At 68.7% G+C, this 26,115-nt stretch carries 26 protein-coding genes; 12 read left to right on the forward strand and 14 right to left on the reverse strand.

Annotation, left to right across the window (positions count from 1 at the left end):
* Window positions 1-40: 40 nt before the first annotated feature.
* On the reverse strand, window positions 41-559 hold the full coding sequence (locus EDM04_RS14150) for a DUF4442 domain-containing protein (protein WP_123623230.1): 519 nt from the start codon (window positions 557-559) through the stop codon (window positions 41-43).
* Window positions 560-1,183: 624 nt separating this feature from the next.
* On the opposite strand from EDM04_RS14150, the gene EDM04_RS14155 reads away from it, so the two are divergent.
* Window positions 1,184-2,164, forward strand: a complete 981-nt coding sequence (locus EDM04_RS14155) for a TIGR00269 family protein (protein WP_123623231.1) — start codon at window positions 1,184-1,186, stop codon at window positions 2,162-2,164.
* 122 nt (window positions 2,165-2,286) lie between these two features.
* Here EDM04_RS14155 and ftsZ read toward each other — a convergent pair whose 3' ends face one another.
* From ftsZ to EDM04_RS14170, 3 genes are all read right to left on the reverse strand, one after another.
* Window positions 2,287-3,504, reverse strand: a complete 1,218-nt coding sequence (gene ftsZ / locus EDM04_RS14160; RefSeq protein WP_123623233.1) for a cell division protein FtsZ — start codon at window positions 3,502-3,504, stop codon at window positions 2,287-2,289.
* 4 nt (window positions 3,505-3,508) lie between these two features.
* Window positions 3,509-3,688, reverse strand: a complete 180-nt coding sequence (locus EDM04_RS14165; protein WP_004595187.1) for a ribbon-helix-helix domain-containing protein — start codon at window positions 3,686-3,688, stop codon at window positions 3,509-3,511.
* Window positions 3,689-3,905: 217 nt separating this feature from the next.
* A complete protein-coding gene (locus tag EDM04_RS14170; protein ID WP_123623235.1) occupies window positions 3,906-4,517 on the reverse strand; it encodes a zinc ribbon domain-containing protein in 612 nt (203 codons plus the stop codon).
* Window positions 4,518-4,688: 171 nt separating this feature from the next.
* On the opposite strand from EDM04_RS14170, the gene EDM04_RS14175 reads away from it, so the two are divergent.
* From EDM04_RS14175 to EDM04_RS14185, 3 genes are read left to right on the forward strand one after another with little or no spacing between them, the layout of a single operon-like run.
* Window positions 4,689-5,135 (forward strand): bZIP transcription factor, encoded by a 447-nt coding sequence (locus EDM04_RS14175; RefSeq protein WP_123623237.1) that lies wholly within the window; start codon window positions 4,689-4,691, stop codon window positions 5,133-5,135.
* Window positions 5,136-5,160: 25 nt separating this feature from the next.
* Window positions 5,161-8,754, forward strand: coding sequence for a chromosome segregation protein SMC (gene smc / locus EDM04_RS14180; RefSeq protein WP_123623239.1), 3,594 nt, complete (start codon window positions 5,161-5,163; stop codon window positions 8,752-8,754).
* Window positions 8,747-9,772 (forward strand): ScpA family protein, encoded by a 1,026-nt coding sequence (locus EDM04_RS14185; RefSeq protein ID WP_123623241.1) that lies wholly within the window; start codon window positions 8,747-8,749, stop codon window positions 9,770-9,772. The genes smc and EDM04_RS14185 overlap by 8 nt, the downstream gene beginning before the upstream one ends.
* A 333-nt stretch (window positions 9,773-10,105) precedes the next feature.
* On the opposite strand, the gene mtnP is transcribed toward EDM04_RS14185, so the two are convergent.
* The 4 genes from mtnP to EDM04_RS18620 form a co-directional block, all read right to left on the reverse strand.
* Window positions 10,106-10,984: an S-methyl-5'-thioadenosine phosphorylase gene (mtnP, locus tag EDM04_RS14190; protein ID WP_123623243.1), complete on the reverse strand. Its 879-nt coding sequence runs from the start codon at window positions 10,982-10,984 to the stop codon at window positions 10,106-10,108.
* A gap of 69 nt (window positions 10,985-11,053) precedes the next feature.
* A complete protein-coding gene (locus tag EDM04_RS14195) occupies window positions 11,054-11,515 on the reverse strand; it encodes an SRPBCC family protein (protein ID WP_123623245.1) in 462 nt (153 codons plus the stop codon).
* Between the two features lie 160 nt (window positions 11,516-11,675).
* Window positions 11,676-12,671: a YeiH family protein gene (locus EDM04_RS14200; RefSeq protein ID WP_123623247.1), complete on the reverse strand. Its 996-nt coding sequence runs from the start codon at window positions 12,669-12,671 to the stop codon at window positions 11,676-11,678.
* Complete coding sequence (locus EDM04_RS18620) at window positions 12,671-12,811, reverse strand: hypothetical protein (protein WP_164471142.1); 141 nt, start codon at window positions 12,809-12,811, stop codon at window positions 12,671-12,673. Before EDM04_RS18620 ends, EDM04_RS14200 begins: the two co-directional genes overlap by 1 nt.
* A 130-nt stretch (window positions 12,812-12,941) precedes the next feature.
* Here EDM04_RS18620 and EDM04_RS14205 point away from each other — a divergent pair, with 130 nt between their 5' ends.
* A complete protein-coding gene (locus EDM04_RS14205; RefSeq protein WP_123623249.1) occupies window positions 12,942-14,402 on the forward strand; it encodes an HD domain-containing protein in 1,461 nt (486 codons plus the stop codon).
* A gap of 80 nt (window positions 14,403-14,482) precedes the next feature.
* On the opposite strand, the gene EDM04_RS14210 is transcribed toward EDM04_RS14205, so the two are convergent.
* The 4 genes from EDM04_RS14210 to EDM04_RS14225 form a co-directional block, all read right to left on the reverse strand.
* On the reverse strand, window positions 14,483-14,767 hold the full coding sequence (locus EDM04_RS14210; protein ID WP_123623251.1) for a hypothetical protein: 285 nt from the start codon (window positions 14,765-14,767) through the stop codon (window positions 14,483-14,485).
* Window positions 14,768-14,955: 188 nt separating this feature from the next.
* Window positions 14,956-16,398 carry an FAD-dependent oxidoreductase gene (locus EDM04_RS14215; protein ID WP_123623253.1) on the reverse strand — a complete coding sequence of 481 codons (1,443 nt, stop codon included), beginning with the start codon at window positions 16,396-16,398 and terminating at the stop codon, window positions 14,956-14,958.
* Between the two features lie 144 nt (window positions 16,399-16,542).
* Window positions 16,543-17,205, reverse strand: a complete 663-nt coding sequence (locus EDM04_RS14220; protein ID WP_123623255.1) for an HD family hydrolase — start codon at window positions 17,203-17,205, stop codon at window positions 16,543-16,545.
* Between the two features lie 9 nt (window positions 17,206-17,214).
* Window positions 17,215-17,910, reverse strand: coding sequence for a phosphoribosyltransferase (locus EDM04_RS14225; RefSeq protein ID WP_123623257.1), 696 nt, complete (start codon window positions 17,908-17,910; stop codon window positions 17,215-17,217).
* A gap of 594 nt (window positions 17,911-18,504) precedes the next feature.
* Between EDM04_RS14225 and gatB the strand changes: the two genes are divergently transcribed.
* The 5 genes from gatB to EDM04_RS14255 are packed head-to-tail and all read left to right on the forward strand — an operon-like array spanning window position 18,505 to window position 21,872.
* Window positions 18,505-19,992: an Asp-tRNA(Asn)/Glu-tRNA(Gln) amidotransferase subunit GatB gene (gatB, locus tag EDM04_RS14235; protein WP_123623261.1), complete on the forward strand. Its 1,488-nt coding sequence runs from the start codon at window positions 18,505-18,507 to the stop codon at window positions 19,990-19,992.
* Between the two features lie 19 nt (window positions 19,993-20,011).
* Complete coding sequence (locus EDM04_RS14240; RefSeq protein ID WP_123623263.1) at window positions 20,012-20,230, forward strand: ubiquitin-like small modifier protein 2; 219 nt, start codon at window positions 20,012-20,014, stop codon at window positions 20,228-20,230.
* The gene (locus EDM04_RS14245; protein WP_241154929.1) at window positions 20,227-20,745 is read left to right on the forward strand and encodes a GNAT family N-acetyltransferase; all 519 of its coding nucleotides are present in this window, start codon (window positions 20,227-20,229) and stop codon (window positions 20,743-20,745) included. Before EDM04_RS14240 ends, EDM04_RS14245 begins: the two co-directional genes overlap by 4 nt.
* Window positions 20,746-20,771: 26 nt before the next feature.
* On the forward strand, window positions 20,772-21,581 hold the full coding sequence (locus EDM04_RS14250; RefSeq protein WP_123623265.1) for an SAM-dependent methyltransferase: 810 nt from the start codon (window positions 20,772-20,774) through the stop codon (window positions 21,579-21,581).
* Window positions 21,582-21,587: 6 nt separating this feature from the next.
* On the forward strand, window positions 21,588-21,872 hold the full coding sequence (locus EDM04_RS14255; protein WP_123623267.1) for a hypothetical protein: 285 nt from the start codon (window positions 21,588-21,590) through the stop codon (window positions 21,870-21,872).
* Window positions 21,873-21,878: 6 nt separating this feature from the next.
* Here EDM04_RS14255 and EDM04_RS14260 read toward each other — a convergent pair whose 3' ends face one another.
* Together EDM04_RS14260 and EDM04_RS14265 are read right to left on the reverse strand one after the other, a co-directional pair.
* Window positions 21,879-22,400 carry a dihydrofolate reductase gene (locus EDM04_RS14260; protein ID WP_123623269.1) on the reverse strand — a complete coding sequence of 174 codons (522 nt, stop codon included), beginning with the start codon at window positions 22,398-22,400 and terminating at the stop codon, window positions 21,879-21,881.
* A 43-nt stretch (window positions 22,401-22,443) separates the two neighbouring features.
* On the reverse strand, window positions 22,444-23,487 hold the full coding sequence (locus tag EDM04_RS14265) for an ornithine cyclodeaminase family protein (protein ID WP_123623271.1): 1,044 nt from the start codon (window positions 23,485-23,487) through the stop codon (window positions 22,444-22,446).
* Window positions 23,488-23,953: 466 nt separating this feature from the next.
* On the opposite strand from EDM04_RS14265, the gene EDM04_RS14270 reads away from it, so the two are divergent.
* Both EDM04_RS14270 and EDM04_RS14275 read left to right on the forward strand, forming a co-directional pair.
* Window positions 23,954-25,165 (forward strand): hypothetical protein, encoded by a 1,212-nt coding sequence (locus EDM04_RS14270; protein ID WP_123623273.1) that lies wholly within the window; start codon window positions 23,954-23,956, stop codon window positions 25,163-25,165.
* 77 nt (window positions 25,166-25,242) lie between these two features.
* Window positions 25,243-26,055: a molybdopterin-synthase adenylyltransferase MoeB gene (locus EDM04_RS14275; RefSeq protein WP_123623275.1), complete on the forward strand. Its 813-nt coding sequence runs from the start codon at window positions 25,243-25,245 to the stop codon at window positions 26,053-26,055.
* Window positions 26,056-26,115 lie beyond the last annotated feature (60 nt).

A 26,115-nucleotide genomic window follows, 5' to 3' on the forward strand; every position in this document is an offset into this window, starting at 1 on the left:
CTGAGCATCGGAGGGAACGGTTTCGCCGGGAGGCCTGCACTCACTCGTCGCGCCGGACGTACAGCGTCTTCTCGCAGGCCGCGTGGACCGTCCCGCTCTCGTCGACGAGCGAGACGAGGTACCGCCGATCGGTCGATTCGCCGGGATCCAGCTCCTCTCGGAGCGTCGCGATCTCGTCGTCCGCGAGCGCGAACTCCGCGTAGAGCGTGTGGCGGCCGGGTTGGAGGAACTCGATCGCGGCCGACTTGTCCCAGACGGTGAATCCGTCGCCGAGCGTCCGACGGAGCATCGTCATGTAGACCGGGTCGATCGCGCCGTAGAGGCTGCCGCCGAAGATGGTGCCGACCGCGTTGCGCGTCCGCCAGTTGAACGGGACCCGGATCCGGACGTACCGCCAGTCGGCGCCGATGTGGTCGACGCGGGCGCCGGTGCCCCGGTAGGCGGGCAGGAGGTTGAACCCGTGACGCCACAGTCGGGTGCGGAGGCTCTCCGCCGGCGGGTCCTCGCGGAGGGGGCGCGGGTCGGGGTCGCGGTCGACGCCGGTCGGGGAGTCGGTCACGTCCGAGGGAGGCGGCGCCCCGGTCAAACCCGTGTCGGAACCGGCGACAACGCGCGGGCGGTTGTCCGGATCAGATGCCAACTTACACCGGTTGCGGCGGCGCGTGCCTCCGAGCGCCCTGATAAGGGCGCGAGGAGCACCGCGCGAGGGAGTCGGCCGGCGCTTATAAGCGCCGGCCGACGAGGCTGGGGAGGCGTGAGGTGCGGTCCCGCGAGCAACGCGAGCGGGAGCACGGAAGTCGCAGCCCGCGCAGCGAAGCGAGCAGGACCGTCTTCCGGCGGTGCTGTGCAGTCGGGTGGGACTCAAAGGGGCAGCCGGGAGGACTCCATAGGCGACGCAAGCACCGCAGGGAGCGAACGGAGTGAGCGACCGAGGCGCACAGCGAGCGTATGGAGTCCTCCCGGCTGGGGCTTTGGAGGTGTTCACCGCAGAGACGTCGATCACGCGTGGCCGAGCGTCCGGGGCTTCGACGGTGTTCGTGTGACTCAGCGATTTATAAGCAACTATGTATACCCTCGCCGCTGGGGCTCCGGCGGCGTCCACTGGGAACACGCTCTGCCTCGGTGCCTCTCTCACGTATGCGGCCCGAAACGGGTATCCCCGCGCGTCCGCAACCCGACACCGATGGAGTGTGACAGGTGCGGCGACGACGCGATCCACCACGCCGCCTACTCCGGGGCGCACCTCTGTGGCGAACACCTCCGCCAGTCGGTCGAGAAGCGCGTGAAACGCCGCGTCCGCGAGGACACTCTCCTCGATCCGGACGCGACGCCGGACGACCCCGACCGCTGGGTGATCGGCCTCTCGGGCGGAAAAGACAGCGTCGCGCTGACCCAGATTTTGGACGACGTGTTCGGGAAGGACCCCCGCGTCGAGATGCTCGCCCTCACCATCCACGAGGGGATCGAGGGGTACCGCGACGAGAGCCTCGACGCCTGCGTGGAGCTCGCCGAGGATCTGTCGATCCGCCACGAGGTCGTCTCCTACGAGGAGGAGTTCGACGTGCAGATGGACGACGTCGTCGAGAGCGACCCGGAGAACATGGCCGCCTGCGCGTACTGCGGCGTGTTCCGGCGGGACCTCCTCGAAAAGTACGCCGCCGAGTTCGACGCCGACAAGCTGCTCACCGGCCACAACCTCGACGACGAGGCCCAGACGGCGATGATGAACTTCCTCGAGGGCGACGTGCGACAGGTGGCGAAGCACTTCGACGCCTCGCTCGGCCCCTTCGACGAGCGCGAGGGGACCGACGCGTTCGTCCCGCGCGCCAAGCCGCTGCGCGACGTGCCCGAAAAGGAGATCGCCTTGTACTGTCACGTCCGCGACCTCCCGACTCACATGGCGGAGTGTCCCCACTCCTCGGAGGCGTACCGCGGGGAGATCCAGTCGACGATCCACGAGTTAGAGGAGAACCATCCCGGCGCCCGCCACTCGATCATGGCCGGCTACGAGGAGCTCTCCGCGCTCGCGGCCGAGGCGTACCGCGAGGGCGGGGACGCCGCCGCCGACTCGCCCGACCTCGGCGAGTGCGAGCGCTGCGGCTCGAAGACGAGCCGCGACGTCTGCCGGAAGTGCCGGCTGCTCGACTCGATCGAGGCAGCGTAGCTCGGCGGGCGGGGCCTTCGGACAAGTAGGTGGGAACGAGTGGATCGAACGGAAAAGCCGCGGTCGGCAGAGCGGTGCGACGACGCCGAATCCGTCGATGCCGAAACCGGTCGAGTCCGGCGTCAGCGGATGACGTCGAGCCCGTTGTTCTTCTCGGTCGGGTCGCTCCCGCCGTCGGACTCCCACGCGCCCTGATCGGTGCCGCCCGAGACCGCCGCGTTGCCGGCGGTGCCGTTCGCCTCGGCCGCTCGCGAGCGCGAGTCGCCGAGGTCGTCGCCGTCGATGCTGGCGCGGGACTTGTCGGCCTGCTTCTGCGTCGAGGGGCCGAGCACCTGCGCGCTCTGGACGCCCGTCATGATCGCCATGACGCGGACCTTCCCCTTGTACTCGTCCTGGATGCGGGCGCCCCAGATCACGTTGGCGCTCGCCTCCAGCCGCTCGGTGATGTTGTTCGCGATGCCCTCCGCCTCCTTGAGCGTGAGGTCCGGGCCGCCCGTGATGTGGACGAGCCCGCCGGAGGCCCCGCGGTAGTCGACGTCCAGAAGCGGGTGGTTCATCGCGTCGTTGACCACCTCTTGGGTCTTGTTCTTGTCCTGGGTCTCGCCGACGAGCATGACGGCCACGCCGCCCTGATTCATGATGGTGGACATGTCGGCGTAGTCCAGGTTGATGAGGCTCGGCTGGGTGATCGTCTCGGAGATCCCCTTGACCGTCTCCGCGATGATCTGGTCCATCACGGAGAACGCCTTCCCGATCGGCAGGTTCGGCACGTAGTCGAGCAGCCGGTTGTTGTCGAGGACGATGATCGAGTCGGCCTCGTTGCGGAGGGTCTCGAGCCCCTCCTCGGCTTTCACCGTGCGGGCGCGCTCGACGTTAAACGGCGTCGAGACCATCCCGACCACGATGGCGCCCTGCTCTTTGGCGATCTTCGAGACGACCGGCGCCGCGCCGGTGCCCGTGCCGCCGCCCATCCCGGCGGTGACGAAGACGAGGTCCGCGTCGCCGAGCACCTCTTTGATCGTGCCCTGAGCCATCTCGGTGGCGCGCTCGCCCATCTTGGGGTCGCCGCCGGCGCCGAGCCCCTGCGTGAGCGACTTGCCCACGAGGATCTTGGTGTCGGCCTCGATCATCTTGAGGTGCTGTTTGTCCGTGTTGATCGCGACGGTGTCGGCGCCGTCGACGCCGATGTTGTACAGCCGGTTGACCGTGTTGTTCCCGGCGCCGCCGGCACCGACGATGACGATTCGGGGGTCCCCGAACTCGTCGTCGTCCATGTCGACGTCCATGTCGCGCTTCTCCGCTTCCGCGTTGTCGAGGGCGTCCTGAACGAGATCCTGCATCAGTTTACACCTTCGCCCAGTTGCGGTTGCGGCCGCGCTCGTCGCGCTCGCCGTCCTGTTCGTTCAACATGTCGCGGACGGCCGACCGGATCGCCTCGCTCCGGTTCGGGAACTCGCCCGTCTCGACCATCTGTTCGACCTCGTCGATCTGCTGTTTCGGGATTCGTAGTGTCACACGCTCCATTGGTATTCCCCCGGTAAGACGGCGAGCACGCAACGCGTGTGTCTTACAGCGACGAATCGCCCGACGACGGGGGGTCACCCCGACTCGGACGGCCGCTGTAAGACGACCGTCTTACGCAATTGAAGTCACCGAGGCTACCATTATAAAACTACCGGAGGGTGTAAGACAGATCGTGAAAACGCCCGAATTTTGACGTATACAGGCCCTCAAAAGCTATTCAGCGATCCTTCAATACGTCGGCGGCGGGGGTCCGGCGCCCGCAGCCGGGGCAGAACGCCCAGTCGGTCCGGAGCTCGTCGCCGCACTCACAGAACGCCCGGTGGGACTGCTTCTCTCCGCAATTCGGGCAGTAAACGTGGTCAGACGGGACGTTTTCTCCGCATCCGCCGCAGACGTTTTCCCGCGTTTGCACGTCCGGATCGGCGGGCGTCTTACGCGTCTGCGCGTCGGCGTCCGCCGTCGTCTCACGCGTCACACTCGCGTCGTCCTCCTCGGCCCCGGGGGCGTCGAGTGTGACGTTTACGTTGATATCGCCGCCGTTTCCGGGCGTATACGGCGCGTGAGGCGTCGTCGAAGGCGCCGGTCGCTCACCGAGCCGCTCGTCCAACGCGGCGTCCAGCCGATCGGCGATGAGGTCGTCGATCCGGTCGGCCAGCGCGTCGTCGACCGTCGCGTCCGGTGCGTCCGCGTCGTTGCCGGCCGTGTCCGCGCCGACCGCGCCGTCGAGGTGAGTCCGGAGGGCCTCCCGCATCACCTCGCTTTTGGAGGCGTCACACGCTTCCAGCCGCTCGACGAGATCGTCGTCGGCCCGGAAGGTGATCTTGCTCATACAGACCCGATATCAACCCCCACTACAAGTATCTTCTCCTCGTGTCCGACGATCGACAGACACGTTTCACGGCGCTGAAACGTGTGTTTTCCGCTCCCTCGGAGATCGTGTGGTACGCACACACATGTCTGACGCAGATTTATACGGCCCGCGTGGGCATACGTGAGTATAATGAGTAACCGCGTTGAGGACCTCGAACGACAGGTCGCGGAGCTACAGGCTGCGGTCAACGGACTCACCGAGGAGCTCGTCGAGATGAAAGAGCGTGTCCGACAGGTGGAAGACGCTCAGGAGGTGTCCGTCTCGACCGACGCCGCCGGGTCGACGGAGCCGGCCCAGGGGTCGGCGGACGAGGCGGGCGGGGCGACCGCCGCGGAGTCCGAGGCGACCGGCGGCGAGCGCCGGACCCACTCCGACGACCACGTCGAGGTCGTCGAGCGGACCGGCGACGGGCCCGCCGCCGGAGACGGCGAGGCAGACGCGGCCGCGGACGGCGACGACGTTCTCGTCCCCGAACAGGAGGCGACGACGCCCGACGCCGAGGCCGCCGCGGGCGAGGGGTCGGACGCGGACGGAGAGGGCGACGAGGAGTCCGACAGCGACATCATCGTCGCGTAACCGCCCGCCGTACCCTCCCGCGACAATGCACATCACAGAAGTGGTCTTAGACGGGTTCAAGAGCTTCGGGCGCACGACGAGGATCCCCTTTTACGACGACTTCACGGTCGTCACCGGGCCGAACGGCTCCGGGAAGTCGAACATCATCGACGGGGTCCTCTTCGCGCTCGGGCTGGCTCGCACCCGCGGGATCCGAGCGAAGAAGCTCACCGACCTGATCTACAACCCCGGCCACGACGGCGGCGAGGGGTCCGGCGGTCCGAGCGAGGCGTCGGTGACGGTGGTGCTGTCCAACGAGGACGGGACCCTCGACCGCTCGCAGGTCGTCTCCGCCGCCGGCACGGAGAACGTCGGCGACGTCTCCGATATCACGATCAAGCGGCGCGTCAAGGAGACCGAGGACAACTACTACTCGTACTACTACCTCAACGGGCGGTCGGTGAACCTCTCGGACGTGCAGGACCTGCTCGCCGCCGCCGGGGTCACGCCGGAGGGGTACAACGTCGTGATGCAGGGAGACGTGACCGAGATCATCAACATGACCCCCTACCAGCGCCGGGGGATCATCGACGAGATCGCGGGCGTCGCCGAGTTCGACGAGAAGAAGGAGGCCGCCTACGAGGAGTTAGAGACCGTCGAGGACCGGATCGAGGAGGCCGACCTCCGGATCGGCGAGAAGCAGGACCGGCTCGACCAGCTCGCCGACGAGCGTGAGACCGCCCTCCAGTATCAGGAGTTCCGCGACGAACTGGAGGAGTACCGCGGCTTCCTCAAGGCGTCCGAGCTGGAGGAGAAACGGGAGACGCTCGCTGGCGTCGAGGGCGACATCGACGACGCGGAGGGAGAGCTGGAAGAGCTCCGCGCCGAGCTCGACGCCAGACAGGGGAAGCTCACTCGCCTCGAAGAGGACCTGGCCGACCTCAACCACGAGATCGAGACCAAAGGCGAGGACGAGCAGATCGAGATCCGCTCGGAGATCGAGGAGGTGAAGGGCGAGATCTCGCGGCTAGAGGATAAGATCGAGGCCGCCGAGGAACGCGCCGCGGAGGCCGAGACCGAGCGGCGCGACGCCTTCGTCCAGATCGACCGCAAGGAGGAGACGATCGAGGAGCTCGCGGAGGAGATCCGCGAGGCGAAAGTCGAGAAGGCCTCCGTGAAATCGGAGATCGCCACGAAACGTTCGGAGCTCGCCGACGTGGAGGCAGAGATCGAGGGCGCCGACACCGAGTTCGACGAGCTGAAAGCCGAGCTCGCGGAGAAGAAGGAGTCGATCGAGTCGCTGCGCGAGGAGAAGAACGAACTGCAACGGGAGAAGGACCGCCTGCTCGACGACGCCCGCCGGCGCTCGAACGCGGTGAGCGAGGCGCGGGAGGACTTAGAGGAGGCCCGCGAGTCGATCCCCGAGCACAAGGCGCGCGTCTCCGAGCTGAAAAGCGAGCTCGACAAGGCCGAGAAGAACGAGGCGACGATCGAGGACGCGGTCGCCGACCTGTTCGCCGACAAGGCCGAGAAGAGCGAGGAGCTGGAGGCGATCGAGGAGGACCTCCGCGAGAAGCAGAACGAGTACGCGAAGCTGGAGGCCGCCGCCGACGAGCGCGGCGACGCCTCCTGGCCGCGCGCGGTGACCGAGGTGAAGAACGGCGGGATCGACGGGGTTCACGGCGCGGTCGGCGAGCTGGGCTCGGTCGAGGCCGAGTACGCCGAGGCGTGTGAGACCGCGGCCGGCGGCCGGCTCGCGAACGTCGTCGTCGACGACGACGGCGTGGGGTCGACGTGTATCGACTACCTCAAGCGGCGCAACGCCGGCCGGGCGACGTTCCTCCCCATCACGGAGATGGACAATCGGGGCCTCCCGCGGAAGCCCTCGGTGCCGGGCGTCGTCGACTTCGCGCGGGACCTCGTCGACTACGACGCGGAGTACGAGGGGATCTTCTCGTACGTGCTCGGCTCCACGCTGGTCGTCGAGGACATGGACACCGCCCGCGACCTGATGGGCGACTACCGGATGGTGACGCTCGACGGCGACCTCGTCGAGAAGTCCGGCGCGATGACCGGCGGATCGGGCGGCGGCTCCCGGTACGCGTTCACGAAGTCCGGCGGCGGGAAGCTCGAACGGCTCGCGACCGAGATTTCGGACCTAGAGGACGAGCGGCAGGCGCTACAGTCCGAGATCGACGAGCTGGAAAGCGACATCGACGACGCCCGCGACCGGAAGGCCGACGCGGCCGAGCGCGTCAGGTCGCTGGAGGCCGACGTCGAGCGCGCCGAAGACGAACTGTCCGACGCGGAGGACCGCATCGAGGAGCTGGAGGCCGAACTGGAGGACCTGGAGGCGGAACGCGAGTCGGTCGACGCGGAGATGAGCGATCTCGACGACGAGATCGACGAGCTGAACGCGGCGATCGACGAGCTGGACGCCGAGATCGACGAGATCGAGGCGGAGCTGGCCGACTCGAAGATCCCGGAGCTCTCCGAGCGCGCCGACGAGATCCGCGGGGAGATCTCGGACCTGGAAGACCGGATGGGCTCGCTCGACGGGCGGCAAAACGAGCTCGAGTTGGAGAAGGGGTACGCCGAGGACGCGGTCGACGACCTCCACGACACCGTCGAGACGGCGCAGAACCGGAAGGCCGAGGCCGAGGAGGCGATCGCCGAGCACGAGGCGGCGATCGAGGAGAAAGAGGAGACGCTGGCGGCGAAACGCGAGGCGATCGCGGAGCTCGAGGAGGAGCTGACGGAGCTGAAGGCCGACCGCGAGGACCTCCGCGAGGAGATCACCGAGGCGACCCGCGAGCGCGACGAGCAGCGCTCGCTCGTCTCGGAGGCGGAGTCGGACCTGGAGGACCTGGCCGACCGGCGCGACCGGCTGGCGTGGGAGATCGACGAGCTGGAGTCGCAGGTCGGCGAGTACGACGCCTCGGAGATCCCGGACCTCGACGAGGTCGAGTCGCGGATCGAGGAGCTGGAAGCCGAGATGGAGGCGCTCGAACCCGTCAACATGCTCGCGATCGACGAGTACGACGAGGTCGAGGAGAAGCTGGACACGCTCCGGGAGCGCCGGGACGTCTTGGTCGAGGAGCGCGACGCGATCGAAGAGCGCATCGAGGGGTACGAGGCCGAGAAGAAGCGGACGTTCATGGAGACGTTCGAGTCGATCAACGACCACTTCGAGGACATCTTCGCGCGCCTCTCTGCCGGCAGCGGCGAGCTCCTCTTGGAGAACCCCGAGGACCCCTTCGAGGAGGGGCTGACGATGAAGGCCCAGCCCGCGGACAAGCCGGTCCAGCGGCTCGACGCGATGAGCGGCGGCGAGAAGTCGCTGACCGCGCTCTCCTTCATCTTCGCGATCCAGCGGCACAACCCCGCGCCGTTCTACGCGCTCGACGAGATCGACGCGTTCCTCGACGCGGTCAACGCCGAGCGCGTCGGCGAGATGATCGAGGAGCTGGCCGAGGAGGCCCAGTTCGTCGTCGTCGGCCACCGCTCGGCGCTGTTAGAGCGCTCCGACCGCGCCATCGGCGTCACGATGCAGGGCGACAACCTCTCCGCCGTGACCGGGATGCAGTTCGGCGACGACGGCGAGGGCGACGAGCAAGGCGAGGTGACCGCGGATGACTGACGAGTCGGCCGGGGGCGTCCCGGACTTGGACCTGACGAGCGAGCGCGACGGGGCGGACCCGTTCGCCGACGACTCCCCGGACGACGGCCCCGACTCGGCCGAAGACCACGGCTCGATCGGCGAGTCCGGTCCGACCGACGGGTCCGGTCCGACCGACGGGTCCGGTCCGACCGACGGGTCCGAACCGACCGTGACCGGCGTCTCGCCCCCGGACGAGACCGACGAGGACGAGGTCGAGCCCGTCGAGCTCCTCGTCCAGCTCGCCGAGGAGGGCGAGATCGAGCCGTGGGACATCGACATCGTGCAGGTGACCGACGCGTTCTTGGAGAAGCTCGACGAGACGGACCTCCGGACGACCGGGCGCGCGCTGTTCTACGCCAGCGTCCTGCTCCGGATGAAAAGCGACGGGATGTTGGCCGACGACGACGAGGACGAGGAGCCCGAGCCGGAGCCGTGGGAGGTCGCGATGGAGGGCGGCGCGCCCGACCCCGCCGACGGCGACTTCGATCCGATAGACGAGCTGGAGGCCGAGATGGACCGCCGGCTCGACCGGAAGAGCACCCGCGGCTCGCCGGAGACGCTCGACGAGCTGGTCCGGGAGCTCCGCGAGGCCGAGCGCGGCTCGTGGTGGAAGGACTCCCGCGAGTACGACACCTCGGAGTCGCCGCACGGCCACGCCCGCGGCACCCAGACGCTCGACTACCACGCGGGCGACGAGTTCCGACAGGACGGCGAGCCGACCGCGGGCGAGGCGACCGACCGCACCCACGACGAGGACATCGAGGAGGTGATAGTGGAGATCGACAACGCCCTCCGGACCCACTTCGACCGCGGGCGCACGGAGGTGCTGTTCGGGGAGATCGAGACCGCCGGCGGCCGCCCGTTCATGACGTACCTCGCGCTGCTGTTCATGGCCCACCGCGGCTCGGTGCGGCTCCAGCAGGACGACCTGTTCGGCGACCTGTGGGTGAAAGACCCCGCGGCGATGACCGGGGAGTCCGAAGCGATCGCGGACTAGTACGGTTTCGAGATCGGAGTCGGTTCTGTAGTTTCACTCGGTCGCTTATGAATCGGTGCCAGTAACTCTGCGATGAACACCTCCAAAGCCCCAGCCGCGACGACTCGCGCGCTTTGCTGCGCTCCTCGCTCGGTCGCTGGCACTCCCTCGCTGCGGTGCTTGCTGCAGCGTGCTTCGTCCTCGCGACTGCCCCTTTGAGTCCCACCCAACGGCAACCGCACCTCACACCTCCCCAGCCTCGTCGCTCACTCCGTTCGCGACTCCCTCGCGCGTGCTGACTCGCGCCCTTATCAGGGCGCTCGCAGGCACGCGCCGACCGCACCGCAGATCGGTTTATAGGTAGTCGCCCAGCAGCGGCTCGACGCGCTCTTGGGTCTCTTCCGGAATCGCTTCGGTCGGCGTGTTGACGGTGCCTTCGAGGGAGGTGTGCGCCTCGCACTCGAGGTCGTCGGGGAGCGATCGCACGGCCTCCTCGACGGCGGCCTTGATGGCCTCCTGATTCTGCTCGGCGTTCTCGAGGACTTCTTCGAGCGTCACCTCGCTGTCCGCCTTCCAGACGTCGTAGTCGGTGACGCCGGCGATCGTCGCGTACGCGATCTCGGCCTCGCGGGCGAGCTTCGCCTCCGGGATCGCGGTCATGCCGACCAGGTCCCACCCCTGGCTCTTGTAGAACTCCGACTCCGCGCGCGTGGAGTACTGCGGGCCCTCGATACAGACGTAGGTGCCGCCCTTCACGACGGGAGTGTCGTCGTCGCCCTCGCCGCCGACGGCCGACTCGGCGGCCTCGGTGAGGTGATCGACCAGCTCCGGACTGTAGGGGTCCGCGAACGGCTGGTGGACGACGACGCCGTCGCCGTAGAAGGAGAGGTCGCGGTGCTTGGTCCGGTCGTAGATCTGGTCGGGGACGACGAGCGTTCCCGGCTCCAGTTCCTCCTTCAGGCTCCCGACCGCGTTCGACGCGAAAATGTGGGTGACGCCCGCCTTCTTGAGGGCGTACATGTTGGCGCGGTACGGGAGGTCGGTGGGCGAGACGCCGTGGTTCGAGCCGTGTCGCGGGAGAAATGCGACCTCCTTCCCGGTGTCGGCGAACTCGCCGATCGTGATCGCGTCGCTGGGCTCGCCGTAGGGCGTGCCGTACTCGACCTCGCGCACGTCGTTGAGAGGAAGCGCGTCGTAGATGCCGCTGCCGCCGATGAAGCCGATCGTGCTCATACGCGGAGTGCGTCCGCTCGATACTTATAAGGATTGAAGCCGTCGACGCGCGTCGAGAAAGCGGCCGAACTAGGCCGCCGTCGCCGCTTCCGCTTCGATCTCGGCCTCGATGATGTCCCTCGTGTTCTCCAAGTGGGTCCTGAGCTGCCGTTCGTTGTACCGCCTCGCGACCGGTCCCAAGAGGCGGTCGAGCAGCGAATCACCCATCTCGTAGTCCGTCCGGTGGACGATTCTCGTTCCGTCCCCGCTCGCGACGTAGCGGTTGCGCGTTTCGCCGTGCATGCCGTCGCCGTCGACGGTGACCGCGATCTCCTCGTTCGGCTCGACCACGGTCATCTCCATCTCCATGTCCATCGCGGTCCCGAGCAGCGCGTACGTCGCCCGCATATTCGCTCCGGTATCGGTCTCGCTCAGCACCTCGAAATCGCGCAGACCGGCCATCGTTCGCGGCCAGTTCTCGGGGGTGCTGTCGAACGCGAAGACGCGTTCGACGGGCGCCGCGATCTCGATCTCGTACTCGAATGTTGTCATATTTCTCAACTCGGTCGTCGAACGAACGACGCGGTCGCTGCCGGAACGGGTCTCGGAGCGGTCGCCTCGCTCGACTCACATATATAGGGTCTCTGAGGTATTAAACGAGCGTTCACCGCGGAGAGACCTTCTACACGCAGAGAACATCCGATTCCGAAGGTCACAGCAGCCACCGCACCGCCGCCAGCGCGAGCGCGCTCACGACGAGCAGGTGGACGAGGACGGCGCCGACGGCGGCCCCGCCGACCTCGCGCATCTCGCGGAGCCGGATCGAGAGCCCGAGGCCGACGAACGCCAGCGTGAAGAGGGCGTCAGAGACGCGCCCGATCGACTCCAGCGCGGCCGGCGAGAGGAGCCCGCTGTTCGCGACCGCGGCGACCGCGAGGAAGCCGAGGAGGAACTTCGGGAACTCCGCCCACAGCCGGCGGACGCCCGGATCGGTCGCCGACCGCGCGGTGTACGCGAGCGAGTAGGCGACCGCGACGCCGCCCAGGAGGGAGTTGCGCGCGAGCTTCGTCACGGTCGCCCACTGGCCCGCCTCCGGCGAATGTGCGAACCCCGCGGCCGCGACGGGACCGGTCGAGAACATGCTCACGCCGGCCCAGACGCCGAACTGCCGGCCGGTGAGCCCGAGCCACTCGCCGGCGATCGGGAAGGCGACGAGCGTGACCGCGTCGAAGAGGAGGACGGTCGCCGCCGCGAACGTGATCGCCGACCCGCGCGCGTCGAGCACGCGCCCGATGGCGACGACCGCGGAGACGCCGCAGATGCTCGCGCCCGCGGCGAGCAGCGAGGGGGTCGTTCCGTCCAGTCGAAACAGCCCCCGCGCGATCAGCTCCGCGAGCAGCAGTCCGCCGCCGACCGCGACGACGACCAGTCCGAGCACGGTCGGCCCCGCGGCGAGGAACTCCTCGACGACGACCGCCGCGCCCAGCAGGACGATCCCGGTCTCCAAGAAGAGCTTGTCGACGCCGACTCCCGGTTTCGCGACCTCGGGCGTCCCGACGGTGTTGCCGACCAGCGCGCCGACCGCGACCGCGACGACGAGGGGCTGGAGCCCGTCGACCGCGCCGGCCGCGAGGTGCGAGAGGAGCGCGCCGGCGGCCAGCAGCCCGAGCCCGGGGAGGTACGGCCGAGCCGCGGCGGCGACGCCCATCAGAAGAGGCCCGCGACCTGTCCCGCGGCGTGGGCGGCGACGATCCCCAGCCCGAGCGCGAGCGCCTGCCAGCCGCGGTCGAGCGCGGTCCACCGGTCGACGAGGGGGGAGCCGGTCTCGGCGGCGGCGTCCGATGCCATGCGTGGGGATCGCCGCGCTCGCTATTTATAAGGACGGAATCGAACGTTTCGGGGAGATCGGGGGGAGGGCGAGGCCGTCGGAGGGGGACCGAAAGAAGCAGGTCGCGAGGCGGCCTCGTGTCGGTAATCGATGCCCACCACCCAGATCAAAGACCCCGTCCACGGCTACGTCGAGCTGCCGGACGCGCTCGTCGAGGGCGTCGTCGACACCCGGCCGTTCCAGCGGCTGCGGTACGTCCGCCAGCTCTCGGCCACGCACCTCGTGTATCCGGGCGCGAACCACACTCGCTTCGAGCACTCGCTCGGCGTCTACCACCTCGGCCGCACCGTCTTCGAGAACCTCCGCCGGCAGTCGTACTTCACGCGGGACGCGACGACCGACGAGCTAGAGGAGATCCAGCGCACGCTGGAGTGCGCCTGCCTGCTCCACGACGTTGGCCACCCGCCCTTCTCGCACCTCTCCGAGGGGTTCCTCGACGAGGGCGTCCTCCGGGAACGCGTCGCGGAGACCGGGCTGGTCGACGCCTTCGACGACGCCGGCGTGGGTGGCGCCCCGCTCCGGTCGGCGAACCCGCACGAGCTACTCGGCTGCGTGATCGTCGTCGAGGAGTACGGCGACGCGCTCCGCGCGTTCGACGTCGACCCCTTCGAGGTGTGCGCGTACGTGCTCGGCTACAGCCTCGCGTACGAGCGCGGCGAGCCGTGGCAGTACGGGGTCGGCGCCCAGCTGCTCCACTCCCCCATCGACGTGGACCGCCTCGACTACATCACCCGGGACAACGAGATGACCGGCGCGGGCGTGTTGAGCTTCGACGTCGAGCGCATGGTCGACGCCTACACCGCCCACCCCGAGGAGGGGCTGGCGCTCTCGGAGAAGGCGCTGTCGACCATCGGCAACTACCTCGAGGGCCGGATCGCGTTATACATGTGGGTCACCCAGCACCACAAGTCGGTGTACGCCAACCGGCTCCTGCAGGCGATACTCGGCGAGTACGCCGCCGAAACTGGTGAGAGCCCGGTCACCGTCGAGGGGATACTCGACCGCGAGCTCGACGACAACGCGGTGCTCGAACGCCTCCGCGTCGCCGCCCGCGAAAACCCCGACTCGACGCTGGCGTTGATGTACGACCGCTTCCGCGGGCGGCGCTTCCCGGCCACCTGCTGGAAACACCGGATCGCGCTCGCCGACCGGATCGGAAGCGACCTCGCCGGTGACCGCGACGGCGGTGAAGAGAGCGCCGACGACGACGGCGAGCGAGGGTACACCCCCGCGCTCGACGAGTTCACGTCGTGGCTCACCGAGGGCGACGACCGGCTGGAGCGACTCTTAGCCGACGCCCTCGACGTGCCGGTCCACGAGGTGTGGATCGACCGGTCGTACGTGCCCGCCTACGACCCGGACGAGCTGGAGGACATCCCCATCGCGTACGGCGGGACGACGCGCTCCGTCGGCGACTGGGGACTGTACGGCGACCGCGCGTTCGACGTGCCGATCCCCTTCGTGTTCGTCCCCGACGGGACGAAGCGGCGGGCGATCCGCGTGCTCAGGGAGGCGTTCGATCGGGAGGTCGGCGGAGAAGCGCGGGCGTGAAAACGAGTCAGCGAACGCTGTCGCCGACGCGGCGAGCGCTATCGCCGACGCGGCGAACGGTGTCGGTCGGGAGACGCGCGTTATCGGCCGGGGGCATTCCCCGCGGCACCGTTCGCGGCGTCGCTGGCGCCCTCGGCCGCGTCGCTCCCGGCCTCGGCGACGCCGCTCCCGCCGGGCGTCAGATCGCTGATCGTCTCGCCGAGCCCGCCCGCGGCGTCGCCGGCCGAGGACCCGACCTCGACGAGAATCTCCTGGACGAACGCGGGCGCCTGCGAGGCGGCGTCGGCCGGCGGGCCGACCTGCAGGGCCGTCTTGGCTGCGTCGGTTGCGAGCGTTGCCGTCGTGAGCGGATCTGCTTCGAACATCGCAACTCGGCCTAGCGGGTGGTTGAATAAAAGGGAGGACGGCCCTGCAGCCGATTTTAGCGCGATTTGATCCGGTTTAATTCGGTTGCAGCCGACTCAACGGGGATAACGACGCCACGAGACGGCGGCGACCGGTGTCGGGGGAGAATCGGACCGATTCCGCGCCGCGCGCGTCGACCCCACCCGGATCAGTCGTCGGCTTCGGCGGGGACGCGGTCGTCCGAGTCGTCGTCGGCAGCGTCTCCCTCGGACTCAGCCTCGTCGGCGTCCGCCTCCGCGTCGCCCTCGCCGTCGTCGACCCGCGGGAAGTTCTCGATCGTCGCCTCCCGGAAGGACTCCTCGTCGAACTCGTGGTCCTCGTCGAAGAAGTCGAGGACCGTCTGCACGTCGGTCATCGCGTTCTTCAGCGCGGTCGACGCGCCCGGCGAGGGCGTGATGTTGAACAGGACGCCGTCGCCGGTGATCTTCGCTTCGCCCATGTCGAGCTCCTTGTTCTCCGTGTCGACGATCTGGGGGCGCACGCCGCCGTACCCCTTCGCGCGCTCGATGTCGTCGACGTCGACGGTCGGGACAACCTTCTGGACGTTCGGGAGGAACGCGCGCTTGCCGACCTCGGGGATGTCGTACACGAGGTTGCGCACGACGTAGGGGAAGAGGATCCGGTCCGAGAGGATGTTGGCGTAGCTCAGGACCGACGCCGGCGAGAAGCCGAACACGTCGGCGAAGTCGCCCACGGTGGAGAGCCGGCCGCGTTCGAGCGTCGGCACGAGCTTCGCGGTGGGACCGAAGCGGGTGACGCCCTGGTCGTGAACGTCGGCGTCGCCGTGGACCGCCGCGAACGGGAGCTTCTTCATCTGGAGCGTGTACACCTTCCCGTTCAGCAGGTCGTCGGCGAGGAAGAAGCTCCCCGCCACCGGGAGCAGCGACATGTGCTCGCCGTACCCCATCTCCTTGGCGAACTGAAGGCTGTGGGAGCCGGCGGCGACGACGACCGCGTCGGCCTCGAAGTCGCCGTCGTCGGTCTCGACCGTGAACCCGTCGCGCCCCTCGTCGACGTCCTCGACCGCGGTGCCCAGGTGAACGGCGACGCCCTCCTCCTCGCGGGCGGCGTCGACGAACGACTTCGCGACGGCGCCGTAGTCGACGACGTAGCCGTCGGGCGTCTGGAGCGCCTTGAGCTCCGTGTCGGGGTCGCGGCCCTCGACGACCTTCGGCTCCAGCTCCGCGATATCCTCGCGGCCGATCTCGCGCAGCTTCGGGAAGAGGTCGCCGAACCCGTTATCGCGGTAGCGCTCCTCCAGCTTGGCGGCCTCCTCGTCGCCGACACCGAGCACCATCTTGCTGCGCTTGCTGTGCATCTCCCGGTCCGGGTCGGTCCCTTCGAGGTAGCCCGCGAGCAGCTCGGCGCCCTCCTTGACCTCCTCGGCCTTCTCGAGGGTGTAGTTCGTCTCGATGTCGCCGAAGTGCAGCGTCTGGGAGTTGTTCGTCCGGTGGGAGTTGATCGCGGCGATCTCCCGCTCCTTCTCGATCAGCGTCACGTCGTCGATGTCGGTGAACTTCGCCACCGTGTACAGAAGCGACGCCCCGCTAATTCCCCCGCCGACGATAATCAGGTCAGTGTTCTCGGACATGCGTGGTGAAAGCTCTCAGTCCCCGAAACGAACTCGGCCGTTAACGTTCTTGCTATCTCTCGGCGCTGATCGGCCGGGAGAGGACCTACAGTCGTCGTTTTTGAGGTTCGACATCTGTCGTATAGTCGCGGGAACTCGGACTCGCTACCTCTCGTCCCGCGCCGTCCTGTATCGTTCGTAGAGTCGCTCGAACAGCGCCCGCCCGGTCTCGGTCCGGAGCCGGGGCTCGGTCGTCGCGAAGAACTCGTCGAGGTCGTCGTACTCGCGGAACGCCTCCGGGTCGCCGTCGGCGGGGTCGTACCGGTCGCCGCGCTCGTAGAGCACCGCCTGCAGACAGACGTCGAGGAGGTCGCACTCCTTGACGAGCACCGCCTCTGGCGACTCGCGGGCCTCGTACGCCTCCCACGCGTCGCGGACGCGGTCGGGGAGCGGCCCGGCGAGGTCCGCCATCGCCTCGCGTTCGGCGGCCTCCTTGGCGTTCGGATCCACCGTCTCAGCGGTCGAGTCGGCACGCGTCGCGGCGTCGCCGGTCTCGGCCTCCGCCACGTCGTGGACCACGGCGAGTCGGAGCGCGCGGTCGAGGTCGACGTCGGGTAGGTCCTCGCGAAATCGGTCACCGAGCGTCAAGACGAGGTACGCGACGCCCCACGCGTGCGCGGCGACCGACTCGGGGGCGTCGACGCCGCGGAGCTGCCAGCCCGTGCGCCGCTCGTCTTTCAGGGCGTAGGCGTCGAGGAGGGCGTCGAGGGCCGGGCCGGTGTCATCGTTGTCGTCGTTCGGATCCGGATCCGATTCGTCGTCGTTCATCGCGAGCCGTTACTCGGCGAGCGTCCAGGCGTTCTCGCCGGCGCGGTCGGCCACGTCGCGGCGGACCATCTCGTCGAGCACCTCGTCGAGGCGGCCGGCCTGGGCGACCTCCATCTCGATGCGGCCGATGCCGTGATACTCGTCGAGGTAGTGGCGAACGTCCTCTCGGTCGAAGACGGTCTCGTCGGCGCGCTCCATCGCGCCCTCGGTGAGGTCGATCATGTCCTCGAGGAAGTTCCACGGGTAGACGACCCACGTCCACTGTTCGAGTCGCTCGCCGACGTAGTCGGGCTGGAACTCGGAGGTGCCTAAAAGCTGGAGGGTGGCGGTGCGGACCTCGCCGGCGTCCCGATCGTCGACGTACTCCTCGGCGCGGCGGATCGAGCCGCCGGTGTCCGCGATGTCGTCGATGATCAGGACGTCTTTCCCCTCGACGCTCCCCTCCGGCATCGGGTAGCGGATCTGCGGCTCGTCGCTCTTCTCGGCGGCGCCGACGTAGTGCTCCATCTTGAGGCTCGTGAGGTCGTTGAGCCCGAGGAAGTCGCAGATGCACCGCCCCGCGAACCAGCCGCCGCGGGCCAGCGCGACGACCACGTCCGGCTCGAAGTCGGCGCGTTTCACCGCGTTCGAGACGTTGCGGCAGAGCCCGTAGATGTACTCCCAGTTGGTCAGGGTGCAGTCGAAGTCGTCCGGGAGGTCGCTCATACGAGCGTTTCTCCCACCCGAGCGCTGATAAGGGTTTAGCAACGGTCCCGGAGAGAAACCGACCGCGGCGAGCGTCATGACATGCTCACTCGAACGCATCTGCGGTGGCGCGTGCCGAGGAGCGCCCGGAGGGCGCGACTCGCACGCGCGAGGGAGTCGGCCGGCGCTTATAAGCGCCGGCCGACGAGGCTGGGGAGGCCTGAGGTGCGGTTGCAGTGCGGGGCGGGACTCAAAGGGGCAGTCGCGAGGACGAAGACGCGCGACGTAAGGACCACAGGGAGCGAGCGCAGCGAGCGACCGAGGACCGCAGCGAGCGCATCGAGTCCTCGCGGCTGGGGCTTTGGCGGTGTTCACCGCGAAGTCATCGATCACGTACTACCGAGCGGCTGGGGCTTTGGCGGTGTTCACCGCGAAGTCATCGATCACGTACTACCGAGCGGCTGGGGCTTTGGCGGTGTTCACCGTCGATCCGCGGTCAACGACGTATCGTCGAGAACCACGAAAACGAACCCCCGAAACCGCACCGAATCGACACGAGTACACCACATATCGGTCCCGACACGATTTAGGTGACCCGCCCGCAACGAACCGGTAATGAGCACTCAGGCCGCGACGGAGGAGCGGACGGTCGTGATCGGGCTGGAGGTCCACGTCCAGCTCGAGACCGACACGAAGATCTTCTGCGGCTGTTCGACGGAGCCCGCCGAGGAGGAGGAGCCGAACACGCGCACGTGCCCGACCTGCCTCGGGCTCCCGGGCGCGCTACCGGTCCTCAACGAGGGCGCCGTCGAGGCCGCCGTGAAGATCGGCAAGGCGATCGACGCCGACATCCCCGAGACGACCACGTTCCACCGGAAGAACTACTACTACCCCGACCTGCCGAAGAACTTCCAGCTCACGCAGTACGACGCCCCGATCTGCCAGTCCGGGGAGCTGGAGGTGCGCGTCGACGACGAGACCCGGACCATCGGGATCACCCGCGCGCACCTCGAGGAGGACCCCGGCAGCCTCCAGCACGCGGGCGGCTCCATCGAGTCGGCGACGCACACCCTCGTGAACTACAACCGCGCCGGGACGCCCCTGATGGAGATTGTCACCGAGCCGGACTTCCGGTCGCCGGCGGAGACGCGGGCCTTCCTCGCGAAGCTCGAGGAGGTCCTCGAGTACCTCGGCGTCTTCGATCCGACCCGCGACGGGAGCCTGCGCGTCGACGCCAACGTCTCCTTGGTCCCCGAAAGCGACGTCGACGGCGACGGGGCGATCACCGACGACGCCCTCGCGGACGTGAACCGCGCCGAGGTGAAGAACATCTCCAGTCACAAGGGCGCCGAGCAGGCGCTCGCGTACGAGGTCACCCGACAGGAGAACGTGCTCCGTCGCGGCCGGGAGATCGAACAGGAGACCCGCCACTGGGACGAGGCGCGCGGCGTCACCGTCTCGATGCGCTCGAAGGAGGCCGAGAAGGACTACCGCTACTTCCGGGAGGCCGACCTCCCCGCCCTCGAAGTCTCGGACTGGAAGGAGTCGATTCCGATCCCGGAGCTGCCCGACGCCCGCCGCGAGCGCTTCCGCGAGGAGTACGGTCTCGACCGCGAGTCCGCCTCGAAGCTCACCTCCACGAAGGCGGTCGCCGACTTCTTCGAGGACGTGGCCGAGTCGTTCGACCCCGACCTCGCCGCGACGTGGGTCGCCGACAACCTCCTCGGCGAGCTCAACTACCGCGAGATGCAGATTACGGACGTGGAGGACCGCCTCGACGAGTTCACGCGCCTCGTCGAACTCGTCGCCGACGAGGAGCTAACGGTGAAAAACGCCGAGGAGGTCGTGCTCCGCGAGATGCTCGACGAGGGCGAGGACCCCGACACCGTGATCGAGCGCGAGGGGCTCGGCGTCGCCGACTCCGGCGAGGTCGAGGCCGCGGTCGCGGCCGCCATCGACGACAACCCCGACGCCGTGAGCGACTACCACGACGGCGACGAGGGCGCGATCAACTTCCTCGTCGGACAGGTGATGCAGGCGACGGGCGGGAGCGCCGACCCCGGCGAGGTCAACGGGCTGCTCCGCGAGGAGCTGGACGGGTAGCCTTCGTGACCGCGAACCGATGAACGTCACCGTCGAGGTCGTCGGCGAGGGGACTCACGAACTCGACATCCCCGACGACGCCACCTACGCCGACCTCGTCCGCGAGGCCGGCTACCACCCGCAGGAGGCGTCGGCGCTGGTCGACGGCTCTCCGGTCCCGGGCGACCGCGTCGTCGACGCCGACGAGGTCCGGCTGCTCCGACTGATAAAGGGCGGGTCGACGGGCGACGGCGCGTGACCGGAGCGGGTCTCCCCGACGGGCCGCCCGAGGAGTTCTCGGTCGAGTCCGCGAACCCCGACGACCGCCTCGATATTCTCCGCGTGCTCGACGCCGCCATGCTGGAGACCGACGCCGAGAGCGTCGACGTCGCGATCGACGCCGACAGCGCGCCCGGCACGGGGGAGGCCCTCGTCGCCCGGTTTAAAAGGACGGACGCGGTCGTCGGCGCGCTTATCGCGACGCGTCCCGAGCCGGATCGGCTCCACGTCGACGCCGTCGCGGTCCGGCGGGCGCGTCGCGGGCGAGGGATCGGCTCCGCGCTCGTCGCCGAGATCGTGCGACGCGCCGAGCGCGATCCCGCACTCGATCTCGTCACCGCCGCGTTCGACCCGAAACTGACGGCCTTTTATACGGATCTCGGATTCGAGGTCGGCGAGGGAGACGATCCCCGCGAGACCGATCGGCTGTGCGGCCACCGTCCCGTCGGATCGACGAGGGACGACGCCGAGGGAACCGGCGAACGACGCCGATAAACGGCCGGACGGTCTACGACGGGGCAATGAGTGGAAAGGACGAGTACTACAACAAGTCGAAACAGCAGGGGTACCGCGCCCGGTCGGCCTACAAGCTGAAGCAGATCGACGAGGAGTCGGACCTGTTCGATCGCGGCGACACCGTCGTCGACCTCGGCGCCGCGCCCGGCGGCTGGCTGCAGGTCGCCGCCGAGGAGGTCGGGGAGTCGGGGACCGTCGTCGGCGTCGACCTCCAGCGCATCGACGATCTCGAGGAGCACGACGTGGAGACGATCCGCGGCGACATGACCGAGGAGCGCACCCGCCACTACCTGCGGGAGGCGGTCGGCGAGCGCGGCGCGGACGCGGTTATCTCGGACATGGCGCCGAACATGACCGGCGAGTACGCCCTCGATCACGCCCGGTCGGTCCACCTCGCGCGGCAGGCGTTCGACGTGGCCGAGGAGCTGCTCGCGCCCGGCGGCGACTTCGTCGTGAAGGTGTTCCAGGGCGAGGACTTAGACGCGTTCCGCGAGGACGTCCGCGAGGAGTTCCAGTACCTCCGGACCGTCTCGCCGCCGGCCTCGCGCGACTCCTCCTCGGAGGTGTACCTCGTCGCCAGGGGACTCAACACCGCCCCCGTCGAGGCCGGCGACCGGATCGAGGTGGCGGTCGAGGAGCGCGGCGACGAGGGCGACGGGATCGCGTACGTCGAGGGGTACTCGCTGTTCGTCTCCGACGCCGACGTGGGCGAGACCGTGACCGTCGAGGTCGACGACGCCAAGCCGCGGTTCGGGTTCGCGACGCGGGTCGGCGGCGGCGCGGGAAGCCCCGACGACGGCGGCAAAGAGGAGTGAGGCGCCGTGAGCGGCGACGGAATCCTCGAGTCGCTGTCGCTCGTCGGGCTGCTCAGCCTCTGTTGTATCGGGCTCGGCGGGATCGCCGGCGGCGCCGCGCTCGCGGGCGGCGGCGCCACGGCGACCACGGTGGCGACGGGGACGACGACCCCGCGCGGCGCGCTCGTCTCCGGGCTCGTCACCGCCGCGACGGTGCTGATCGTCGGACTGGTAGCGAGGCGACGGCTGCGCCGGAGCGGTGAGGCCGACGACGGCGGCGGGGCCGACGGCGACACCGACGGAGAAACCTGACCGCGGTCAGGCCCCGTCGCCGCGCCGGATCCACTCCCGGAGCGTGAACCGGTCGAACGCGGTCTCCTCGGCGACGGTCCACTCCGCTTCGTCCCACGCCGGGTAGAACGTGTCTCCGTCGTAGCTCCCCTTCACGTGGCTGAGCACCATCCGGTCGAGGCGCGGCTGGAACAGCTCGTAGATCGCCCCCCCGCCGAGGACGTAGACGGGGACGTCGCCGTCGATCGTGTCGGCGGTATCGTTCTCTCCGGCGATCTCCTCTGCGCGTTCGATCGCCGAGTCGACGCCGTCCGCGACGACCGCGGTCGGCACGTCCACCGCGTCGACGCTCCGGCTCACGACGATCTGGCGGGCGCCGGGGAGGTCGTCGCGCATCGAGTCGAAGGTACGGCGGCCTAAGATTACGGGGGAACCCGCGACGCGCTCGCGGTACTGTCTGACGTCGGCCTCGATGTGGGGCCACGGGACCTCGCCGTCCTTGCCGATCGCCCGGTTCTCCGCGATCGCCGCGACGCTGACGAGTTGCACGGGTCGAGTAGGGGAGCGGTCGTGAAAAGTCCGCGCGTCAGGTTCAGCGGTCGAGCCCGAGGAGGTCGAACGGGTAGCCGTTGTCGTTGTCGTCGGCCTGCTCGTAGACGACGCGGGCGGCGGCCACGTCCTGGATCGCGAGGCCGGTGGAGTCGAAGACGGTGACGCCGTCGACGCCCTCGCCCGTCGCGGTGCCGGCGGTCCCCGCGCGTCCCGGTCGGTTGCCGACGACGATCTCGCCGATCTCGCCGTAGATGTCCGCGTCGGTCAGGACGCCCGCGGCGTAGGGGACGTTGATCTCGCCGGAGTGGGTGCACTGCTCGCGGTCGTCGATGACGATCGTCGCGTCCAACAGGAGGTCGTCGGCGAGCTCGTGTTTGCCCGCCGCGTCGGCGCCCATGGCGTTGACGTGGGTGTGCTCGCCCACGTCGTCGGGGCCGACGATGGGGTCCTTGACGGGGGTGACCGTCGAGAGCACGTCGCAGTGGCCGGCCTCCGCGATCGAGCCCGCCCGCACGTCGAACCGGTCGTCGAAGGCGTCGATGAAGCCCGCGACGCGCTCCTCGTCGAGGTCGCTCACGACGACCTCCTCGATGTCGCGCACCGCGGCGATCGCCTCCAGCTGTGTGTACGACTGGACGCCGGCGCCGACGATCCCCAGCGAGGTCGCGTCCGGGACCGCCAGCTCGTCGGTCGCGACCGCGGCCGCCGCGCCCGTTCGCTTCATCGTGAGCGTGGTGCCGTCGAGGATCGCCAGCGGGAACGCGGTCTCGGGGTCGGAGTAGATCATCGTCCCCATCACGGTCGGGAGGCCGTGGTCGGCCGGGTTGTCGGTGTGGACGTTCACCCACTTGATCCCGGCGGCGTCCCACCCGGAGTCCTCGTCCGTGTCCTCCGTGCGCACGTCGAGGTAGGCGGGCATCGACCGGAAGTCGCCGTCGTACTCCGGGAGGTCGATGTACGACTTCGCCGGCATCTTCGCGTTTCCGCGCTCGTATGCCGTGAACGCGCCCCGGACCGCGTCGATGACGCGGTCCATGCGGGCGTTCTCGTCGACGTCGTCGGCGTTGAGAAGCAGCGTCTGCATGGCGCAAGCTTTGCCGGTCGGATACTTGAACCCTGTTGGATCGACGGCGGGCGCGGGGGGACGGACGGGGAGTCACGCCTCGAGACGCGCTCCGTGACCGGAGCCGTACCAGCGGTCGCGACGTTCGGTTCGCTCTCGAGTGCCGAACCGCTCGATCGGAATCCCGTTCCGATCGGGAACGGATAGCACTGAGTAGGAACACCCTACGAGGGGTAAGCACCTGATATCCGTTCGGAATTCGGACGGGATTCGGAGGCGAGCCGCCGAAATCGCCGTCCGTTTCCTCCGCACCGGCCCCGCCGAAGCGGATCCGAGCGGAGACGCCGCTGCGGGTGACGAGACGGATCAGTCTCCGAAAAATGAATATCCCGTTTCTTCAGGTTATTTTCGAAGATATATATATAATTTAGATAAGGCCATACACTTAGGGCAGATACCTATCTCCCTCCGGCTTGTCTCGTGTTATATGAACGAGTTAACCGACGATAGGTCGGGCGAAACCGGCACTGACTCGCTGGATGCCGCGTTCTCCGCGCTGGCGCACGGCGGGCGTCGCCGCGTCCTTCAGCGGCTCCTGAAGGCCGCGCCCGATCCGGTTCCCCGCGGGGGGCTGGCCCCCGCGTTCGCTGCCTGCACGCACGAGAAATCCTCCGAGGAGGTGACGGAGGAGGACTGTCAGAACGCGGCGATCGCCCTCCACCACAGACACCTCCCGACGATGACCGCGGCCGGCCTCGTCGAGTACGACACCGACGACAACACCGTCACGCTCGTCGAGACCCCCTCCCTGCGGGACCCGTATATCCTCGAAGCGGTCGAGGGCTCCGCTCCGGCGAGTCCGGAGTCGCTCGACGCGGTCTTCGACGCGCTCGCCGACGACCGGCGTCGGACGATTCTCGACGTGCTGAGCCACCAGATCGGCCGGATTCACGTCGAGACGCTGGCGCGGGAACTCGGGGCGCGGGAGCGCGGCGTGGCCGAGTCGGACATCTCCGAGGCGAGCGTCGAAGAGGTCCTGACTCGTCTCCGTCACGTCGACCTCCCCCACCTCGCCGAGGCCGGACTGGTCCGACACGATCCCGAGGCGAGAACCGTCGCGTACGCCGGCCATCCGGCACTGCGCGTCCCGTGGATGCACTCCGCGCTCCACCACGAGTTCCGGCAGCGCCTCACCGGCGAGGCCGAGCCGGACGGGATCGGCGAACTCGAGGGGCGCGAACGGGTCGTGTCCTTCGGCCAGTCGGTGATCGAGAGCGCGGAGGAGGAGCTGTTCTGCATGTTCACGGACACGGGACTGCTCAAGACCGGATGTCTCGCCCGCGTTCGGGACGCCGCGCGCGAGCGAGACGTCGACGTCTACCTCGGGACCCGTGACCCCGCGGTGAAAGAGTACGTGGAGGAGAACGCGCCCGAAGTCGTCGTGTGGAACCCCGACACCGGCTGGCTGAACCTCCCCGCCGAGGGCGACAGGATCGGCCGCCTGCTGATGGCGGACCGCGAGACTGTGATGCTCGGCACGCTCACGGAGGAACAGTCCGACGGCCTCTACGAGGAACAGGCCATGATCGGGGACGGCGAGCACAACACGCTGGTGACCATGGTTCGCCAACTCGTCGCTCCTCACCTCGAGGCGGTGTCCGGCGACGTCGAGGACGTCGAAGGCGGAATTCGGCTCTAGTCGCGGCCGGAACGCCGCCACCTTCGATTACCGCGACCGGGAACACGATTATACCGACTCACGCCGCACGTCCACCCATGAGTCTCTCGCTCGACGCCGACCAGCTCGACCGGTACTCCAGACACGTGATCATGGACGAGGTCGGCCCGGAGGGGCAGAAACGGCTCCTCGACGGGCGCGCCCTGGTGGTCGGCGCGGGCGGGCTCGGCGCGCCGGTCATCCAGTACCTCGCGGCCGCGGGCGTCGGCACCCTCGGCGTCGTCGACGACGACGTCGTCGAGCGCTCGAACCTCCAGCGGCAGGTGATCCACGGCGACGCCGACGTGGGCGAGCCGAAGGTCGAGTCGGCGGCCCGGTACGTCGAGCGGCTCAACCCCGACGTCGACGTCGAGACCCACGAGACCCGCCTCGACGAGGGGAACGTCCGCGACCTGCTCGCGGGCTACGACCTCGTCGTCGACTGCGCGGACAACTTCCGCACCCGGTACGTCGTTAACGACGCGGCCCGTATCGAGGGGCTCCCCGTCGTCCACGGCGCCATCTACAAGTTCGAGGGGCAGGCGACGACGCTCGTCCCCGAGGGCCCCTGCTACCGGTGTCTGTTTCCGGAGGCGCCGGAGCCGGGGACGGTCCCCGACTGCGCGGCGACGGGGGTGCTCGGCGTCTTACCCGGCACGGTCGGGTGCATTCAGGCGACCGAGGCGATCAAGCTCCTGCTCGGCGCGGGCGAGGCGCTGGAGGGACGCGTGCTCTTCTACGACGCGATGGACATGACCTTCGAGTCCGTGCCGTACCGGCGGAACCCTGACTGCCCGGTCTGCGGCGACGACGGCATCGAGACGATCGAGGGGATCGACTACTCCGGCGGGTGCCGCGTCGACGCGGACTGACCGCGTCGCGGTTCCGCCGCGACGGAACGGGAGCCTGTCGGGACGGAACACGGACCCACC

It is taken from the genome of Halorubrum sp. CSM-61, assembly GCF_003781945.1.
GTDB lineage: Archaea > Halobacteriota > Halobacteria > Halobacteriales > Haloferacaceae > Halorubrum.

Bases quoted from the DNA above. Each gene is read 5' to 3' on its own strand.
- EDM04_RS14165 (WP_004595187.1), bottom strand. From the start codon at position 3,688: ATGGAGCGTGTGACACTACGAATCCCGAAACAGCAGATCGACGAGGTC.
- ftsZ (WP_123623233.1), bottom strand. From the start codon at position 3,504: ATGCAGGATCTCGTTCAGGACGCCCTCGACAACGCGGAAGCGGAGAAG.
- EDM04_RS14155 (WP_123623231.1), top strand. From the start codon at position 1,184: ATGGAGTGTGACAGGTGCGGCGACGACGCGATCCACCACGCCGCCTAC.
- EDM04_RS18620 (WP_164471142.1), bottom strand. From the start codon at position 12,811: ATGGCATCGGACGCCGCCGCCGAGACCGGCTCCCCCCTCGTCGACCGG.
- EDM04_RS14250 (WP_123623265.1), top strand. From the start codon at position 20,772: ATGAGTGGAAAGGACGAGTACTACAACAAGTCGAAACAGCAGGGGTAC.
- EDM04_RS14210 (WP_123623251.1), bottom strand. From the start codon at position 14,767: ATGTTCGAAGCAGATCCGCTCACGACGGCAACGCTCGCAACCGACGCA.
- EDM04_RS14270 (WP_123623273.1), top strand. From the start codon at position 23,954: ATGAACGAGTTAACCGACGATAGGTCGGGCGAAACCGGCACTGACTCG.
- EDM04_RS14215 (WP_123623253.1), bottom strand. From the start codon at position 16,398: ATGTCCGAGAACACTGACCTGATTATCGTCGGCGGGGGAATTAGCGGG.
- mtnP (WP_123623243.1), bottom strand. From the start codon at position 10,984: ATGAGCACGATCGGCTTCATCGGCGGCAGCGGCATCTACGACGCGCTT.
- EDM04_RS14265 (WP_123623271.1), bottom strand. From the start codon at position 23,487: ATGCAGACGCTGCTTCTCAACGCCGACGACGTCGACGAGAACGCCCGC.
- EDM04_RS14275 (WP_123623275.1), top strand. From the start codon at position 25,243: ATGAGTCTCTCGCTCGACGCCGACCAGCTCGACCGGTACTCCAGACAC.
- EDM04_RS14205 (WP_123623249.1), top strand. From the start codon at position 12,942: ATGCCCACCACCCAGATCAAAGACCCCGTCCACGGCTACGTCGAGCTG.
- EDM04_RS14200 (WP_123623247.1), bottom strand. From the start codon at position 12,671: ATGGGCGTCGCCGCCGCGGCTCGGCCGTACCTCCCCGGGCTCGGGCTG.
- EDM04_RS14175 (WP_123623237.1), top strand. From the start codon at position 4,689: ATGAGTAACCGCGTTGAGGACCTCGAACGACAGGTCGCGGAGCTACAG.
- EDM04_RS14225 (WP_123623257.1), bottom strand. From the start codon at position 17,910: ATGAGCGACCTCCCGGACGACTTCGACTGCACCCTGACCAACTGGGAG.
- EDM04_RS14240 (WP_123623263.1), top strand. From the start codon at position 20,012: ATGAACGTCACCGTCGAGGTCGTCGGCGAGGGGACTCACGAACTCGAC.
- EDM04_RS14220 (WP_123623255.1), bottom strand. From the start codon at position 17,205: ATGAACGACGACGAATCGGATCCGGATCCGAACGACGACAACGATGAC.
- EDM04_RS14195 (WP_123623245.1), bottom strand. From the start codon at position 11,515: ATGACAACATTCGAGTACGAGATCGAGATCGCGGCGCCCGTCGAACGC.
- EDM04_RS14170 (WP_123623235.1), bottom strand. From the start codon at position 4,517: ATGAGCAAGATCACCTTCCGGGCCGACGACGATCTCGTCGAGCGGCTG.
- EDM04_RS14185 (WP_123623241.1), top strand. From the start codon at position 8,747: ATGACTGACGAGTCGGCCGGGGGCGTCCCGGACTTGGACCTGACGAGC.
- smc (WP_123623239.1), top strand. From the start codon at position 5,161: ATGCACATCACAGAAGTGGTCTTAGACGGGTTCAAGAGCTTCGGGCGC.
- gatB (WP_123623261.1), top strand. From the start codon at position 18,505: ATGAGCACTCAGGCCGCGACGGAGGAGCGGACGGTCGTGATCGGGCTG.